The organism is Marinobacter orientalis, assembly GCF_004792665.1.
GTDB lineage: Bacteria > Pseudomonadota > Gammaproteobacteria > Pseudomonadales > Oleiphilaceae > Marinobacter > Marinobacter orientalis.
In genome coordinates this window covers 23,790-40,846 of sequence record NZ_SRZX01000006.1, presented here as the reverse complement: position 1 = coordinate 40,846, position 17,057 = coordinate 23,790, and the positions used below count along the sequence as shown (strand labels likewise).

The following is a 17,057-nucleotide window of genomic DNA, read 5'->3' as shown; positions in this document are numbered from 1 at the left end:
GAGACCCGAGCGCAACGACAGTCTTTTGACGAACCCATAAAAAACGGCACCCGCAGGTGCCGAACGAAGGAGTTCTCAGGGAATTCAGGCGGCAGACAGCTCGGCATCCAGATCGATGCCAGCGTCCCGCATCTGGGCCAGCTTGTACCTGAGTGTCCGGGGACTGATGCCCAGTTGCTCCGCAGCCCGGTTGCGGCGGCCACGTTCCTTTTTCAGCGCCTGGATAATAATCCGGAACTCACGCTGCCGGACCTCGTCACCAAGAGACGTCGGCGACAGATCCTCAGCGCCGGGCCCGGCGAATTCTTCGGCTGACTGTTCAATCTCGTCCGAAAACGGCTCCGGGGCAGCATGCCGGGGATTATCCGATGCCGGACTGCTGTCCATCCGCCCGGTAATGCCCAGCTCCAGGCACAGATCACAAGCATGGATAACATTACCCTGATGCAGCACCAACGCCCGCTGGATGGCGTTGTCCAGTTCGCGGACATTACCCGGCCATTGATGCGCCATCAGTGAATTCCTGGCGTCCGGCGCAAAGGTCACACCGGTCAGTTTCATCTTGCGACAGTGGTTTTTCAGCAAGGCACTGGCCAGCGGCATGATATCGAGAGTGCGCTCCCGCAGCGGCTGCCAGTGCATGGGAAACACCGTCAGCCGGTAGTACAGGTCTTCGCGGAATTTGCCTTCGCGCACATAGTCGGACAGATCCCGGTTGGTGGTGGCAATAACCCGTACGTCCAGGGTAATGGTTTTGCGACCACCGACCCGCTCAACCTCACGCTCCTGCAATACCCGCAACAGTTTCGACTGCAGGCCCAGTTCCATTTCCGAAATCTCGTCCAGCAGGATAGTGCCACCGTTGGCCTGCTCAAACTTGCCGGGGGACGTCGCCACGGCACCGGTAAAGGCACCCTTCTCATGGCCAAACAGGATGGCCTCCAGCATATTCTCGGGAATCGCCGCGCAATTGATGGCAACGAAAGGCTGCCCGGACCGTGGGGACTGCTGATGAATATAACGGGCCAGCACCTCTTTGCCGGTACCGCTCTCACCGGAAATCATCACTGTCGAGTCGCTGGCCGCCACTTTTGCGGCCAGCTGGAACATACGCTTGCTGACAGGATCCTCTGCAACCGGCTGATCGCCACTTTTCTGGCGGCCACCGCCCACTACCTTGCTGACAGCATCCACCAGCACTGCCGGCTCAAACGGCTTGACCAGATAATCGATGGCGCCTGCCTGCATGGCGGAAACCGCATGGCTGATCTGGCCGTAGGCGGTGATCAGCATCGTCGGCAGGCCGGGATACAGGCGCTGCACTTCATGTAACAGATCATGGCCGGACATGCCCGGCATATTGACATCACTCACCACCATATCCACCGGTGACTCGGCCAGCTGCGCCAGCGCCTGCTGCGCATTGGCGGCTTCCCGCACGCGGAACTTTGCCAGCTCCAGCGTCGTCACCAGCGCTTCACGCAGATCGTGGTCGTCCTCAACTATCAGAATCTGGGCTTTGGCCATGATTGACTCCGGTCAGTGTTTACTGGGTGCCTGCGAGTGCCGGCCACCGGCCGACAGGGAACGCAACAATGGCAGCGAAATGGTTGCAACAGCGCCTTTGCCTGAGGGCGCTTCAATCGTAAACCGGCCCTGGTGCGCCTTGACCACCGCCTGGACCACCGCCAGCCCGAGGCCAGTGCCGTGGGACTTGGTGGTATAGAAGGCTTCCAGCAACCGATGGGCCTGCTCAGGCGAAAACCCGGGGCCGTTATCCGCTATCCGAACCACCAGCTCGCCACCGGCTGAAGCAATGGCAACCGTCACCTTCGTTGCACCCGCTTCCACACTGTTATTCACCAGGTTGGTACAGGCGCCGACCAGGGCATCGCGGTTACACATCAAAGACTCGTTATCAGCTTCGTTGTCCAGTTCCACGGTAACGCCGGCAGGAAGCTTCAACCCGTCCAGTGCGGAAGCGAACGCCTGAACCAGCACACCAGCAGACAACTCCTCTGCCAGCCGGGTTTCCCCGCGGGCGAAAATCAGCATGTCGCGAACCTGCTGCTCCAGGTGCGTCAGACGGGACATTAACCGGGAAGCGCAACGCTGTCGCATCTCCTCATCAAGATCTTCCTGGCTGAGGTGCCCGCCATACAGAATGGCGGCCGACAGCGGCGTGCGAATCTGGTGAGCCAGGGAAGCCACCATCTTGCCCATGGCGGAGAGACGCTGGGCATGGGCAAGCTGAGCCTGGAGGTGACGGGTCTCGGTCAGGTCCGTCAGCAGGATCAACTGTCCTGGCTGGTTCTCCATGGTACGGATTTCGATACTCACCCGACGGCCATCCTTCAGCGATACCTCGTGGCCATCATCCCGCCGCGGCGCGAAACAGCGGCGAATCACATCCACCCAGCGCTCGCCATCCAGAGGCTCGCCCAGCAGGGTAATCGCCGCCGGATTGGTCTGCGTGACCACCCCCTGGCTGTCGAGCACCACAACACCGGCCGGAAGCGCATGAAGCAGGGTGGAAAGCCGGTCCGCCAGCTCCTCCTTCTGCTCCAGCTCAGCCTGACGTTGCCGCGATTCCGCCGACAGCTCACCGGACAACTGGTTAACACGGGACTCCAGGGTGCGATAGGAATCAGTAATCTGCCGGGACATCTGATTGAACAGATCCAGCGCCGTACCCACCGCCTCATCATCCTGCTCCGGGAACAACGCTGTTACCTTGTCATTGACATCCGCTGCCGCATTGCTTGAGGGCTCCCTCTTATTAGCTAAGGGCTCCTTGGCCGACGACAAACCAACAAATTGCAACTGACTCATACACTCGCCCTCTGACCGGACCAGACACCGGCCCGTACCAATCGGATGGATCGTTTGAGCGTATCCAAGCCAGCACTGTGCCAACTTTAATTTTTGTTTATATTTCAAAGGGAAGGGAAATCACTGAAAGGACAGACGACGGGTTTACGTCACCCGGAAAACAACAATGGCGCCGAAGGTTACAAACCTTTGACGCCATCTGGAAAAGCAGAGAACCTCAGCCTTCCCCGGACTCCTCATCCCGAAGCCCGTACTTCCTGACCTTCTCCACCAGCGTGGTACGCCGAATCCGCAACTTCTCCGCGGCCCGGGCCACCACACCCCCCGCTTCATCCAGCGCCTGCTGAATCAGCTGCTTCTCAAGATTGGAGAGATAATCCTTCAGATCGATACCATTTACCGGCAGCAGGGCCGGCGCGTCCAGCCCGACGAGCCCGGGAATATTCGAGGGCATGCCGGAATCATCCACCGGACGGTTCTCATCATAGTCATCCACATAGCGGAACTTCTTGGGCAACTCCTGCACCCCGATGACACCGTAGGGATGCATGATCGCCAGGCGCTCCACCAGATTTGCCAGCTCGCGGACATTACCGGGCCAGTCATGGCGGCACAGGCTCATGATCGCTGCCGAATTCATCCGTAGTGAGCCGCGCTTTTCTTTCTCCATACGGGAAATCAGCTCATTGATCAGCAGGGGGATATCCTCCACCCGTTCCCGCAGGGCCGGCATCTCGATGGGAAACACATTGAGGCGATAGTACAGATCTTCCCGGAAATCGCCGCTTTCAATCATGTCTTCCAGAACTTTGTGGGTTGCCGCAATCACTCTTACATCGGCGGATTGGGTGCGATTACTGCCAACCCGCTCGTAGGTGCGCTCCTGCAATACCCGCAGTATCTTCACCTGCATGTTCAGGGGCATATCACCGATCTCATCAAGAAACAGCGTGCCGCCCTCGGCCAGCTCAAAGCGGCCAACGCGAGCGGTAATGGCCCCGGTAAAGGCCCCCTTCTCGTGCCCGAACAGCTCGCTTTCCAGCAATTCCGCGGGAATGGCGCCGCAGTTGACCGGCACAAACGGCTTGTCACGTCGGGCCGAATGGTAATGCAGATTACGAGCCACCACTTCTTTACCGGTCCCCGATTCACCGGTAATCAGCACACTCACATCCTTGTCTGCCACCTGCTCCATCAGCTGACGCACCGACTGCACTTTGCGGCTGGTACCCACGAGACTGCGAAACAGCTGCAACCCGCGCTGCTGGCCACGTTCCCGGGAGCGGGCGAACTGGGCACGGTAAATCTGGGCGCGATAAAGCGAATCCACAAACTTGGTGTAATTCAGGGGCCATTCCATACGGGCGATCACCCGGCTGGCATGATCCTCGGACACCCCCTTCAGGTCGGGATTCCCCACCATCAGAACGGGCACACCCTGAGTGGCTTCACACACCGCGGAAACAGTCTTTTGGATACCGTTGTCCTCCCCATTGAGGATAACAACGGAGACTTCGTCCAGAGTTTCAGGATCGCCACTGGCGAGCAACGAACGCGCTTCTTCGCCGAAGAGGACATCTTCCTCACCAATAAATTCAACGATTGTGGCAATGTCGCGCTTTCTTGACTCGTCCTCGCTGAGCACCAGAACCTTGTTATTCTTCAACATCCAAACGAATCTCTTGCGGGGATTTGTGCGGTATTTAAGACTGAAAGAGTGCCTGAGTCAATTTTATGACGCTATTTGCGGCGATTGGAGGAGACATTCTGATAGGCTTTTGCCGCGCTCCGGTTCTGGTTGACCCCCTTGAGCGCCTGCCGGGCTTCAGCCTTTGCCTCATTTGCCGAAATATTGGCACGGTCACAAAAGGTCTGCAGTGTTGCCAACCTCTTCCGGACCGGCTCCGGGCTCAGCTCTCCTGCTTCCAGAGCCACCATCACCGGTTCGATTGTCGGTTTGACCTTTTCGTTAAGCCGTGACAGCTCCTCCCAATTCTTCTCTGCAAGGGCCGTTTTCAGCTGCTCTACCAGGGTATCCACTGCTTTCAGTTGCTCCGGCACCGACATGACTGCATCTCCGTTATCATTGTTTAGCCCGGGCAATGGCCGGGGGATCGGCGAGAACCCCGGCACTGGCTGCAATCAGCGCCTGGCCGCCCTGCGGGCTGCAGATGCCGAAAACTCATTGCCACGGAAGCCAGGATTGAAATCGTAGGCCCGGAAACCATCATCCAGACCATCAATATAATAACGCTGGGCTTTGAGGTCGTACGTCATCTCCATGGTAGTCCAGAATACAGGCTCACTGTAATAACTGATATTGTGTGCCTCCGACAGTCGCCACAGCTCACCTTCACTGTCGTATTCCTCACTGGCGAGAATCTGCCAGCTATCCTCGTCCACGTAAAACACCCGGCGGGGATAGATGTGGCTGATCCCTGTACGCAGTTTTGCTTCTACGACCCATACCCGATGCAGCTCGTAGCGGGCCAGCTGCTGATTGATATGTCGCGGTCGGATGACATCGTCAGGCCTGACGCTTTCATCGTGAAGTCTGTAGGCATTATAGGGTACAAACATTTCCTGCTTGCCCTTCAACTCCCAGTCATACTGGTTCGGCGCACCGTTGTACATATCCTTCTGATCCACAGACCTCAGTGACGAAGCGTTCGGCAGATCGGTTTCGTAGGCCAGGTTCGGGGATCTGCGCAGCCGCCGCGAACCTGCATCATAGCGCCAGGCCAGACGCGGCGAGCGGATCTGGTCAAGTGTCTCGTGGACGAGAGTAATGGTACCCGCCAGGCTTGAGGGCGCTATAGTGTCGGTCTTCAGGTAAAAGATCTTGTTATCGATATCAGTCAGATCGGCTCCCCTGCGACTGTACGCAAAAAAGTAGTCGTACTGGTTCACAACCTGGTTATAGGAGCCATTAACCTGGGGGGTCGCGGAAGAACTGCGAAAGGAAAGTTCTTCACCACGGTAACGCAGGATATGGTTCCAGATCACCTGAAGCCCATTCTCCGGAATCGGGAAGGGACTGGTCATGACAGCGTCCCGCACCCCGTTGCCATTACTCAGCAGCTGCGCGCTGAGGGCATTTTCCCGTGACTTGTCATACACGTCGTCGGGAAAGGCTGCCGTGCGGCGCGTTGTATACACCGGCATCACAAATTCCGGGCCATATTGCTCCAGCATCCGGATGTGTCCGTCAGTCAGCTTGTTGCGGTAAAGATCCACGTTGTCCGCGGTAATCACAAACAGCGGATCATCCCGCGGGAATGGATTGATCTCCACCTGCCCCGGTTCCCAGCCAGCCGGCGGGGAACCCAGCCCGCCGGTCCATTCCGGAATGCTGCCAGATACATTGCCTTTTCTTTCCGCACCAACGGGAGTGAGCTCATTGCCCAACCGCTCGGCCTCGGATTCACTGACCTTCGCGTACACGCTACCTGCAAACCCGATCATTGCCACGGTAAAACCCGCGACCAAATGGTTCCGCATTCCCTTCCACCTCCACTGAAACTGATCCGGATGCCCTGCCCTGACGGCGTCCGGTTAACGGGAAGCCAAAGCCGGGCGATCATAAGTTACTAAAAACGAGCGCCTTTTTGCCAAATTCAAACGACCGTTTCAAGTGAATCTTTGTAGTTTCTTGTCAAAGGCCCGCGGATTAACAGGAAGGAGGAAATTCACATCCGGAAATGTTATCATTGGCAGTTAATTCATCGCGCGACAAAGACACCACCTAAAGGTATTTCCATGGCGTCACCGTGGCACTCACTGGTTTCCCAGAAGATCTTCCTTGCCAGGACCCTCCTGGAGCATCTGGATGGGAACGACCCTGTTCCGATGCGTGAAGCCCTGACCCAGGGCGCCGTTGAGCTTGCGTTGCGGGCGCGGAAACTGATTCTGGTGATGATCGCAAGAATGTACCAGGACAAGGAGGGGCAGCCTGGCAACCTGACGGCTTTGACGGAACTGCTCGGGGATGACATTCCGGAAACCGCAGAACTGAACGTGCTGGCCATGGATACCGGGAGCTGGTGGAACCATCTTGAGCAACTGGAGCGGCATCAGGGCAACCCGCCGGTGGCCAGGAAAACCGTGAGTGACGAAAACGTGATCGCCGTGTCTGCAGATACCGGCCCGGACAGGTCGAAAGAGGCTCTCAAGCAAACCCTGAGTGCGATCAAACATTTTACCGATACCCTTGAGGAACGACATAGCGAGTGGTGATGCCACGGCATGTCAGAATCAGGGGGAATGAACTGAAAGGCTAACTGAATGTCACCCTCATTTTTCGAGATTGTACAACTGAGCAATGGCGATTATGCACTTCGCAGGATCGACGACGACAGCGCACCACTGGTAAAAATATCGTTCTCAGACGAAGCCAGGGAAATGATGCAGGACCGGGATATGAACGTGGCCAAAGCCATGATCGCCGCCGGCATAGAGGCTGCTGGAGATGTTGGCCACGATATTGACTGGGAAGAGGAAGAGCCAGACGCCCATCAAACCCGGCCCTCCTACACACTTCACTGATCCAGGTGCTTTACTGGCCGGCGTTTTACTCAACCGTCAGCGCTACTGAGCCATCAACGTTGGCGCAGGACAACGCCGTGGCTGTTGCCCCGGGCTGAGGCCTGCTCCAGTGAAGTCAGGGCTTCGCGCCCAAGCTTATGTGTCCACATCACTACGGCATGACAGGTGCCTGCACTCAACGCCCGCTCAGCCAACTGTCGGGCCGGATAGTCTGCAGTGGAGCGCAGGACCAATAACTCACCAGCCACAATTCCACGCATGGTCTGCCACTTACTGACCAGACTCTGGGGTGGGTCGATCCACGCCAGCCAGCGCTTTTCCTGGTTCAGTTGGGTCAGCATCGGCAGCAACAGCTGGAAGTTTTCGACCTGCCCTTCAGGCAGGATGATTTCCGTCACGTTGCCTGTCGGCTGTACCGGACGTGTCCGGGAAGATGTCGCCCTGTCCACATCATGGCTGCTCACACCGGCAGCCTCCGGGCCGACGAATCTGCGGCCTCCCTGAGAGCGTGCCAGGTTCTGATTAAAGCTGAGTTGTTCCATGATAACCTCACCTGCCTTTGAGCTGCGTCGCGCAGTGATCAACCCACCGCGCAGCACTGCCTGAAATGTCCGGATACCCGGGGTATCAGTGAAGATCCGACCGGCGGATAACGCCCACTCCCAGACCTTCAATGAATAATTCCTGTTCTGTCAGATCTACCTCAATGGGTGCGAACTCTTCGTTCTCCGCGACTAGGTAAACCTTCGAGCCATCCTTGCGGAACCTCTTCACAGTCACCTCTTCGCCGACCCTGGCCACCACAATCTGGCCATTGTGTACGTCGCTGGTCCGATGCACTGCGAGCAGATCGCCATCCAGAATGCCAATGTCCTTCATGCTCATACCGCGCACACGCAGCAGGTAATCAGCCGAGGGCGAGAAGAATTCCGGCTGCAGAGTGCAGTGGTCTTCGATGTGTTCCTGGGCAAGAATCGGACTGCCAGCAGCCACCTGACCTATGACCGGCAACCCCGGGTCCGCCTCGACGTCTGGCAGGCGTATACCGCGGCTGGCACCGGGAACCATCTCGATGGCTCCTTTTCGGGCCAGTGCCCTGAGGTGCTCTTCAGCAGCATTGGCTGAACGGAAGCCGAGTTCGGTGGCAATCTCCGCGCGGGTAGGCGGATATCCGGTCTCGTCGACATAGCGACGGATGATCTCCAGTACCTGTGTCTGCCTTGCTGTCAGCTTCATGAGTCGTTGGCCCCGGTTAGTGCTGTTTTTATATACAGTGGTTTGACTATATACAGTGTTTTATCCAGTGTAAAGCCGGTACCCTGAATTTTTTCTCGCGCCAGTCTATTTGCCCGGCGGCTGTCGCTTTCGGGCCATTCCACTGTGATAGAGTAACGCTAACCCTTTGCGGAGACGTGTTAATGAGTAACAGATGCAGTATGCCGGACATCATGAAAACCGATGACGGCAAGGAACGACGGGTTGGTGTCGAGATAGAACTGTCCGGCCTCGGGTATCAGGACCTTGTATCACTTTCCTCCAGGCTTCTCGGCGGAGAAGGCAAATCTGTTGCGCGTTACGTATCGGAAATTGCGACCGATGTTGGTACGTTTGTCGTCGAACTGGATTCAGCTCCTATCAAAGATCTCGACCTCCGGGACCCGCGCCTTCCGGAATCGGTCCGGGAACTGGGAGGGCAGGCAATGACCGTGATAGACGCGGCAGCAGAAAAAATCGTGCCGCTGGAAATTGTCAGCCCGCCAATGCCGTTCGCCGAACTGGAGCGCATCGAGACCCTATGCGACGAGCTGCATAAAGCAGGCGCCCGTGGCAGCCGTGAAGCCCTCTACTTCGCGTTCGGTCTGCAGCTGAACCCGGAGCTGCCGAATCTGAAAGCCTCAACCCTGGTGCGCTACCTGCAAGTGTTTGCAGCTCTGTACGAGTGGCTCAAGACACGCCACCAGATCGACTTCAGCCGCAAGGTGACCAGCTACATTGAACCCTGGAGCAGCACCTACATCGATCTGTTGATTGCCGCGGACTATGATCCTGACATGGATCAGTTGATGAAGGATTATCTCCACTACAACCCCACCCGCAACAAAGCACTGGATCTTCTGCCGCTGTTCGCACATCTGAACGGCAACCTGCTTGCCAGGTACGTAAAAGACGAGCGCATAAAGAGCAGGCCTACCCTGCATTACCGTCTGCCGGATTGCGACATCGACAACCCGCTCTGGCACTTTTCCACAGTGTGGAATGACTGGGTGGTACTGGAACAGCTGGTAGCCAACACGACGGATCTTTCGGCGCTGGTCACGGCATTCCGCAACAGTCGCAAATTCAGCTTTCACAACCTGACCCATAGCTGGGCCGAGACTTCTACCCAGTGGCTACGGTCGAGGAACTATGTCTGAGACCGTGGCGGAAAAACCGGAACATCCGGGCCTCACCATCGGAATCAGCGGGCCTGCCCGGCGCAGCCTGGCGCACCGGCTGATCAGTTTCGCCCTGCGCATGCACGGAGCACGCACCCACTTCATTCGCCCCGGTGCGAAAGTGGACGTATCGCTGCTGGATGGTCTGGTGCTCTCTGGCGGAACCCACGTTCATCCATCCAGGTATGGCCAGACACCGCAGGTTACAGCCCGTTATGACACCCGCCGCGATGAAACCGATGTTTACCTGCTTTCCCGGGCCGAGGAACTGAACATTCCTGTGCTGGGCATCTGCAGGGGCGCCCAGCTCATCAATATTTTCCGTGGCGGTTCTTTATGTCAGAACGTAACACCACTGCGAATAAACACCCGCCACCGCCCACTGCTGTTACCCATGCAGACGGTGCGTGTCGTCAGTGGCAGCCGCCTCGGGCAGGTAATGCGCCAACCTGTCATTGGCGCCAACCGCATTCACAGTCAGACCATCAAATGGCTGGGAAAAGACCTCCGTGTGGTCGCCCTGGATAACGATCATTTCGTGCAGGCGATAGAGAACACCCGCGGGCAGTGGCTGATGGGTATTCAGTGGCACCCGGAATATCTGCTGTACCACGGCGGCCACCGTCGCATCTTCAGACACTTTGTCCAGGCTGCAGAAGAAAGAAAACTGATCAGGCTGGATAAACCGACAGAAACAGATAACAGCGATGATGGTGGGAATTAAAGCGGCAGGTGGCGCTGCAGCACCGCCTTGATTTCCCGTATCTCCCTGGCATCACCCGGCAGGGCTTCCAGATGGCGCGCAGCCCACTCTTTCAGTTGGTCACGGGTCGTCACATAATGGGGATCGCTTCCGGTCAGCCTGAGCAGGATGTCACGCTCGCGGGGAGTCAATCTGACCTGATTATTATGTAAAAGCATGGAGTTTCCACAATGTTGTCAACCGCCCAACGATATCTGCTACCGGCTGCCGCCGTGGCAATCCTTCCCCTGAGCGCAATGGCCGGGGAGGTCAGCCTGAGCGGCCAGGCCTCCGTAAAGTATACGCCAGACAGCGCAAGGCTGCAGTTTACCGCGAGTGCCGAACACAACCTGCCGGAAACAGCGACCCGGCTCGTGAACGAACAGATGGAACAGTGGCGGGATGGCATCAGCGACTACCGTGACCAGCTCCATGCCTACAGCGATGCCTCTGTTAACCTCTACAGTCGATCTGTTCCGGTTCAGGACCGTAGCCAGGAGCCGGAAAAGGTGGCAGTTGCCTCACAGACCGTGACATTCACCATTGATGACCTCTCCCTGCTCAATCCGATTCTGGAGCAGGCCCAGACGCTGGGGATGGATTATAACGTGGGCCCGCACCAGTTTTTCCACTCCGACGAGAGCAGCCTCCGCAAACAGGCGCTGGCCGGTGCTATTGCCGACGCCAGGGCAAGATGCGAGTTTGTTGCCAACGAACTGGACAGGCAATGCGGGGAGGTGATCAACATCAATATTGATAATGGCCACCAGCCGCCGGTTCCGATGATGGCGGAAATGCGTGCTTCTTCTGCCACCGTGTCCGCGACAGGCCCGCGGGAACTGACCGCCAGGGTCAGTGCCACATTTGAACTGGATTAACGGCCCCGGTCAGAAATCCCTCGTGTAAAAAATATCCAGGGAAGCGGCCAGCCCGCTGGCGGCTTCCACGTAGAAATACCGGCCAAGATCATAACGCAGGGCAACGGTAGTGATCGGCTCGAAGATGCCCACGCCGTAGCGGATACTGAGCTCATCGGTCAGGTAGCCGCTGGCAACCACGGCGGATTCGTCTCCGCTGCCTTCCGCTTCCAGAGTGAGATTCCGTATCCCGAATTCTTCGCCAAGGCCCTGGGTAACCTTGTTGGCCTGGGTCAGGCCCAGGGAAATGGCAGCCCGGCTCATCTGTCCTTCGTCGCCCTGGCTTTGCGGGGCCCGCCCCAGAATGAGATAGGACAGGGCGTCGGTCTGGGGCATCTCCGGCTCTGAAAACACCTCCGTCCGGGGAGCGCTGACCGGGCCGGTGAGCCGGATCCCGGCCACTACGGTGTCAACCTGCCGAACGGCTTCGATATCCAGGTAAGGTTCCGTCAGTGGCCCCACAAACTGCAGCCTGGCCCTGCGCAACTCCAGTTCCTGGCCGTAGGCTTCATAGCGGCCATCAATCAGTTGCAACGCACCCCGGGTATCCATGTCATTGCCGATCCGCAGGGTCCCCTTCAGGTTACCGGTTACGCCAAAGCCGTTGAAACTGACCTCGTCATCGCCCACCACCACGGTCACGTCCATGTTCAGGGAGCGCAAAGCCGGCTCTTCCTGTTCCGCACCTACAATAACTTCGTCTTCCGACACTGAAACCGCCTGGGCGGGCAATTCCCTGACTTCAATCTCACCACGGGGAACCTCCAGGCGACCCGTAATCGCCAGATCACCCCCGCCATAGGTTACGGTAATATCCGGAACCAGTTCTACGCGTGCGTAGGGGTCGTAGCTGAACGGCAACCGTTCGCCCGTCACATTGATTTCCACGGAAGGCTCCGATGCCCAATCCAGAGTGCCCTTGAGGTTACCGGTACTGCGTGCGTTGCTGCGCCAGCGGCCGGACAGATCCGCGGAATACCCGTTCAGGTCGAGGCTGACAACCATGTCCTGCAACGGTATGGGAAGCTGTGGGTCCGAGACCCGGCCCCCGGTCAGGGCAATCTCACCGTTAACCGCCGGCTTCAATAGCGGGCCGGAAAGCGTACCTTCGCCGTTGAGCTCGCCCTCAACCGCCTCGAGCCCCGCAAAGCCCCCGGCCATCGCAATATCCAGACCCTCGATACGGAACCGGCCATCCACCTCCCGTTCGCTGGCATTCGGATCAACGGCCATTGATAGCGAGAGATTACCCAGCTCTGGTCCCTTCAGCCGGACATTCAGCTCAGCGATGTCCGGTTTCAGGCCAAGAGTTGTGGTGAAGGTGTCATATCCCAGAGTTTGCCAATCGTCCCCCACCATAACCTCAAACTCGCCGGCACCGGCATCGACGGACACCTCGCCATTCGGGCCATTTTCGGTCACCGTCAGGCGGATATCAGCGTTGAGAAGGGTATCCCAGCGTAGTGTTTCCGGCATCAGCGGCGACAGCGCGGTGGTGGGGAAGCTCTCAATCTGATAGGCGATGTCCTGGGTCGGTAGCAAGGTCTGCTCGCCGGCACAGACCGAGGCCTGCTGCCACTGCCAGCAGTGGCTGCCGAAGGTCAGCCTGCCGGTGTCGGCATACGCCAGTGCCGCCGGCTCCGCCAGTATCCATTGCTGACCCTGCTCCGGAACATCGATGCGCCCCTGCTCCAGCGCACCCTGCCAGGCGCTCCAGTCGCTGGAGGCATTGCCAGCGAATACCAGTCCGACTTCGGCCTCCTCATGAACGGCATTGACCTCCAGCCGGTGGTTTTCCCGGGTACCCGACAAGGCCAGCGTCAAAGACTGCAGCAACTGCCCGCCATAACGGAGCTTCTTGGCCTCAACATCGCCACTCACGCTCAACCCCTCTCCGAGGGTGGCGCTGATGTCCACCCTGGCGAGGCTCAGTTCGTTCTGCCACGCCAGATCGGAACCCGCCACATTGACGCTGCCCTGCGGCTGATCAGGTGTCCCGGAGACCGAAGCAGTGCCGTTCAGTGAACCGGCCAGGCCCGGGAGAAAAGTTTCCGGAGACGGCACATCGAGCGCCAGGCTGCCTGCAATCTCGTTACCCCACTGGCCGTCACCGGTAATCCGGTTATCGCCCACATCGAGCTCCAGGCCGGATACTACCCATGCTCCGGCATCGCTGTTCAGCGCACCGCGAATGATGGCGTCATTCCTCTGCCAGGTTCCGGACAGGTCCCACTCTGCCTGAAGCGATGGGGTGCCACCCTCCGCCAGCTGCCCACTGGTGTTGATATCGCCATTCAGGCTGGCCTCCAGAGCCGGCAGCCAGTATCCCGGATTAAAGCTGTCGAGCTCCAGGCTTGCATCCCATGCCAACCGGTCAGCAAACGCCACGCTACCCTTTCCGCCCAGGAAACCGGCGCCGGTATTGACCCTTAGCTGACGGATATCCACTGACTCCATATCGCCATCCAGCTCCCCCGCCAGATCAGCATTACCGAGAGGGCCGCTAACGCTTGCTTCAACAGTTGCCTGATAAGCGCCGGACTGATAACGGACCTCGCCGTTGAACTGGCGCAGGGAAACAGGCGGCTGTTCAAAGTCCGGTATCAGGCTGTACCAGGGGAATGCGTCCATCGCTAACCGGGCATCTACGGAAAAGGCCTGCTGCCAGTCCATGGTTCCTGTCACCGAGGCCTTCCCGGGCCCGGCATCGCCGGTTTCCGGGCCCGACAGGGAGAGCTCGAGATCGTCGACCCCGGCGGTTGTCACCAGACCTTTCAGCGAAACTCCGATGTCGCCGGCGGTACCGGGCAGCAACGCTCTGGAATCGGAACGGAAACCGTTCTCAAGACTGCCCTTCAGAGTGACCACCGTGTTCTCCAGCACCAGGGTGTCGGGCAAACCCCGGGCGGGAACAAAACTTGAGGACTCAACAGTCAACTGCGCTGGAAGCGCACTGTCCAGGGGAGCGATACGGCCAGCCAGCGTGGCCTCAAGGTAGCCCGTGCTTTCGCCCCGCACTCTCAGGTCCGCTGCGCTTCCGGTCAGATTGAGAGCCAGTTGCCAGTCGGAGCCATATGGGGGCGGCAGGCTTATGTCAACATCCAGGTCCAGTGGCCAGTCACCGCGCGTCTCAATCCAGCCGGACCCATCAATTCCGATATCATCACGGACAAAGCCGAGGTTCTGCAGATGCCAGTCCGATCCTGAGCCCTCGGCCCGTAACTGCAGCTGGTCCCAGATCTTGCCATCGTTCAGGGTGAAGGTGCCGAGACTCACCTCCCTGACAGCCAGGCCAAGTGGAAGGTCAAGTTCGGGCAGGCTGACGTCGCCGCGCTCATCCTGCTGATCCGCGGACGGTTGCAGACTCAGGTCAATGGTGTCCGCCCGCAGGGCTTCAAGACACAGCTGCTTGTTGAACAGACAGGTAGGCGACCAGTCCACAAACGGCGCGGCTACCTGAAGCCCGACACCGTAACCCTGCCACTGCAGCGACTGTGCCTGCCATTGTCCCAGCAGGGACCCCTGGCCCTGCTGCACATCGAGGCCGGGAATCTGCTCGATCACCCACGCGGTTCCCGTTTCCGAACGCAGGGCCAACAGCAGTGTCCCCAGCAATAGCAGGGGCAACAGAATGACAATTGCCAGCGTAATCAGCAGGGCATTCCTCAGGCGCCTTGGCTTGCGGGCCTTTTCTGTTGCCGCCTCGGTCATAACTCGGGCCCCATCGAGAAGTGAATACGCCATTCCCCGCCAAACTCGGGGTCCAGCCCTTTTGCGATATCCAGTCGCAGAGGTCCCACCGGGCTGATCCAGCGGATGCCGAGGCCAGCACCGGTGGCCAGGGGGTCCGTCAGATCATCAGTAGCATTGCCTTCATCAACAAAGGCGGCAATCCGCCAGTTGTCGGCAAACTGGTACTGATATTCGGCACTGCCTACCATCACAAAACGCCCACCAACAGCAACATCCTCGTCGTCTCGCGGCGACAGGGTTTCATAACCATAACCCCGGACGCTCTGATCACCACCGGCAAAAAACCGCAATGACGGTGGCACATCGGAAAAACGGTTGGTTGCCACGCCTCCGAACTGGAAGCGGGTCAGGAATCGGTGGTTATCCGCCAGCGTATAGAGCCCCTTGACGAGAAAATTGACATGAAAAATGTCGACACTCGACAGGGCGGCCCGATGCGAACCCGTCATATCAAACTGGATCCGATAGCCCCTGGACGGATCGAGGGGCGAATCTGCGTGCAATTTGGAATACCCCAGCCCGGGCAGCAACAGGGCGCTCTGCTCCCTGTCGCCGTCACCAATCCGGAAACGCTCCCCCTCCCACCGGATAGACGCCACTTGCCGCCAGCCGTCGTCGAGTTGATGTTTCCATTGCTGACCCAGGGTCAGAAGTTCCGATTCCACATCTTCTATCTCTTCCCGCTGATAACCAGCAGACAACCGGATAGAGTCGGTCATCGGCGGGTCCAGGGGCAATTGGTACCAGGTACTCAGGTTCTGTCGCGGAACCGAAAGTTCCGTTTCGACACCACGGCTATGGCCCATGGGGTTGACCCAGTGTTCCCGCCAGTTGGCCCGTAAACGTGGCCCCACGTCGGTGGAAAAACCAACACCTGCAGCCACTGAACGGGGCGGGCGGGTAGTCAGGCCCACTTCCACCGGAATCACACCGTCCTCAGCATTGCCGGGAGACGCATTGACATCCACTCCGGAAAAATAGCCACTGCTGGACAGGTCGGTGTTGAGCCTGGCGATCTTGTCGGCATGAAAAATTTCCCCCGGTTCGAAACGCACGAAGCCCTCCAGCAGCTGTTCCTCGAAGCCATGGCCCTCACGGAAACTGACCTCTCCCAGCCGATAACGTTCACCGCTGCGATAGATCAGCGTAATATCAGCAACTCTCTTTTCAGGATCCACTTTCAGAGTGCGGGTGGTGAACCTGCCATCAAAGTATCCCAGCCGACTGGCGCGATTCTGGATCGTCTGGCGCAAGGAGTTGTACTCACCATGGTTGAGCACATCGCCTTCGGACGGTTTCTGCGGCAGAGAAGCCGTAAAGTCAGAGTCCTCCCTGGCGGGGCCCTCAATCTCGACCTTACGGGAACGGACACGCACCGGCTCACCGGGTTGAACGGTCAGAACCAGGCGCGCCGGCTCCTCCTGTTCACCGGACGGCTCGATGACCTCCCAGCGGATAACCGGATCGTAATAACCGAGCGCGCGCAGAGCGTTCTCTACCTGTGCTTCGGCTGTGTCGGCATAGCGCCTCAGGCTGTTGGCGCTGCGGCCCTCAACCTCGCCGATAAATGCCTCGGCGTTGTCCTGGAGCTGCGGATAGTCGCCTTCCACGTCGACCCGCACCTGCTGCGCCAGTACCAACGACGGCAAGGCCCAGACAAACAGCGAGACGATCAGGAAGCGGTGGTTGAAACGAAATCGCAAGTGGAGAGGCATCCAGCGGTATAACTTCAGTCAGAGTGAGTTAAAGAAGCGCATCATCAAAGCGAGTGTAGCGGGTAGTAGTGGGTTTAATCCATCGCAAGAAGATTACCGGGCCAGTCGTCGGCGGCGC

At 58.5% G+C, this 17,057-nt stretch carries 15 protein-coding genes; 5 read left to right on the top strand and 10 right to left on the bottom strand.

Annotated features, from left to right (window positions below):
* Positions 1-84: 84 nt before the first annotated feature.
* The 5 genes from DIT72_RS14960 to DIT72_RS14940 all read right to left on the bottom strand — a co-directional run bounded on the left by DIT72_RS14960 (position 85) and on the right by DIT72_RS14940 (position 6,333).
* Positions 85-1,527, bottom strand: a complete 1,443-nt coding sequence (locus DIT72_RS14960) for a sigma-54-dependent transcriptional regulator (protein ID WP_135956051.1) — start codon at positions 1,525-1,527, stop codon at positions 85-87.
* A gap of 12 nt (positions 1,528-1,539) precedes the next feature.
* Positions 1,540-2,832 (bottom strand): sensor histidine kinase, encoded by a 1,293-nt coding sequence (locus DIT72_RS14955; protein WP_135956050.1) that lies wholly within the window; start codon positions 2,830-2,832, stop codon positions 1,540-1,542.
* A gap of 217 nt (positions 2,833-3,049) precedes the next feature.
* Positions 3,050-4,501: a sigma-54 dependent transcriptional regulator gene (locus DIT72_RS14950; RefSeq protein WP_135956049.1), complete on the bottom strand. Its 1,452-nt coding sequence runs from the start codon at positions 4,499-4,501 to the stop codon at positions 3,050-3,052.
* A 71-nt stretch (positions 4,502-4,572) separates the two neighbouring features.
* On the bottom strand, positions 4,573-4,899 hold the full coding sequence (locus DIT72_RS14945; RefSeq protein WP_135956048.1) for an SOS cell division inhibitor: 327 nt from the start codon (positions 4,897-4,899) through the stop codon (positions 4,573-4,575).
* Between the two features lie 75 nt (positions 4,900-4,974).
* The gene (locus DIT72_RS14940) at positions 4,975-6,333 is read right to left on the bottom strand and encodes a DUF1329 domain-containing protein (protein WP_135956047.1); all 1,359 of its coding nucleotides are present in this window, start codon (positions 6,331-6,333) and stop codon (positions 4,975-4,977) included.
* A 258-nt stretch (positions 6,334-6,591) separates the two neighbouring features.
* On the opposite strand from DIT72_RS14940, the gene DIT72_RS14935 reads away from it, so the two are divergent.
* Both DIT72_RS14935 and DIT72_RS14930 read left to right on the top strand, forming a co-directional pair.
* Positions 6,592-7,068 carry a DUF6586 family protein gene (locus DIT72_RS14935; protein ID WP_135956046.1) on the top strand — a complete coding sequence of 159 codons (477 nt, stop codon included), beginning with the start codon at positions 6,592-6,594 and terminating at the stop codon, positions 7,066-7,068.
* Between the two features lie 48 nt (positions 7,069-7,116).
* Positions 7,117-7,377 (top strand): hypothetical protein, encoded by a 261-nt coding sequence (locus tag DIT72_RS14930; RefSeq protein ID WP_135956045.1) that lies wholly within the window; start codon positions 7,117-7,119, stop codon positions 7,375-7,377.
* A 53-nt stretch (positions 7,378-7,430) separates the two neighbouring features.
* On the opposite strand, the gene DIT72_RS14925 is transcribed toward DIT72_RS14930, so the two are convergent.
* Together DIT72_RS14925 and lexA are read right to left on the bottom strand one after the other, a co-directional pair.
* The gene (locus DIT72_RS14925) at positions 7,431-7,919 is read right to left on the bottom strand and encodes a cell division inhibitor SulA (protein WP_135956044.1); all 489 of its coding nucleotides are present in this window, start codon (positions 7,917-7,919) and stop codon (positions 7,431-7,433) included.
* Positions 7,920-8,004: 85 nt separating this feature from the next.
* Positions 8,005-8,613 (bottom strand): transcriptional repressor LexA, encoded by a 609-nt coding sequence (gene lexA, locus DIT72_RS14920; RefSeq protein ID WP_135956043.1) that lies wholly within the window; start codon positions 8,611-8,613, stop codon positions 8,005-8,007.
* Positions 8,614-8,789: 176 nt separating this feature from the next.
* Between lexA and DIT72_RS14915 the strand changes: the two genes are divergently transcribed.
* A complete protein-coding gene (locus DIT72_RS14915; RefSeq protein ID WP_407657991.1) occupies positions 8,790-9,791 on the top strand; it encodes an amidoligase family protein in 1,002 nt (333 codons plus the stop codon).
* Complete coding sequence (locus DIT72_RS14910) at positions 9,784-10,536, top strand: gamma-glutamyl-gamma-aminobutyrate hydrolase family protein (RefSeq protein WP_135956041.1); 753 nt, start codon at positions 9,784-9,786, stop codon at positions 10,534-10,536. Before DIT72_RS14915 ends, DIT72_RS14910 begins: the two co-directional genes overlap by 8 nt.
* Here DIT72_RS14910 and DIT72_RS14905 read toward each other — a convergent pair.
* Positions 10,533-10,733, bottom strand: a complete 201-nt coding sequence (locus DIT72_RS14905) for a hypothetical protein (protein WP_135956040.1) — start codon at positions 10,731-10,733, stop codon at positions 10,533-10,535. The two genes, DIT72_RS14910 and DIT72_RS14905, sit on opposite strands and share 4 nt — an antisense overlap.
* 12 nt (positions 10,734-10,745) lie before the next feature.
* Between DIT72_RS14905 and DIT72_RS14900 the strand changes: the two genes are divergently transcribed.
* On the top strand, positions 10,746-11,432 hold the full coding sequence (locus DIT72_RS14900; RefSeq protein WP_135956039.1) for an SIMPL domain-containing protein: 687 nt from the start codon (positions 10,746-10,748) through the stop codon (positions 11,430-11,432).
* A gap of 9 nt (positions 11,433-11,441) precedes the next feature.
* Here DIT72_RS14900 and DIT72_RS14895 read toward each other — a convergent pair whose 3' ends face one another.
* Both DIT72_RS14895 and DIT72_RS14890 read right to left on the bottom strand, forming a co-directional pair.
* Positions 11,442-15,182 carry a translocation/assembly module TamB domain-containing protein gene (locus tag DIT72_RS14895; protein WP_228260837.1) on the bottom strand — a complete coding sequence of 1,247 codons (3,741 nt, stop codon included), beginning with the start codon at positions 15,180-15,182 and terminating at the stop codon, positions 11,442-11,444.
* Positions 15,179-16,939 carry an autotransporter assembly complex protein TamA gene (locus tag DIT72_RS14890; protein WP_169450023.1) on the bottom strand — a complete coding sequence of 587 codons (1,761 nt, stop codon included), beginning with the start codon at positions 16,937-16,939 and terminating at the stop codon, positions 15,179-15,181. Before DIT72_RS14890 ends, DIT72_RS14895 begins: the two co-directional genes overlap by 4 nt.
* Positions 16,940-17,057: the final 118 nt, after the last annotated feature.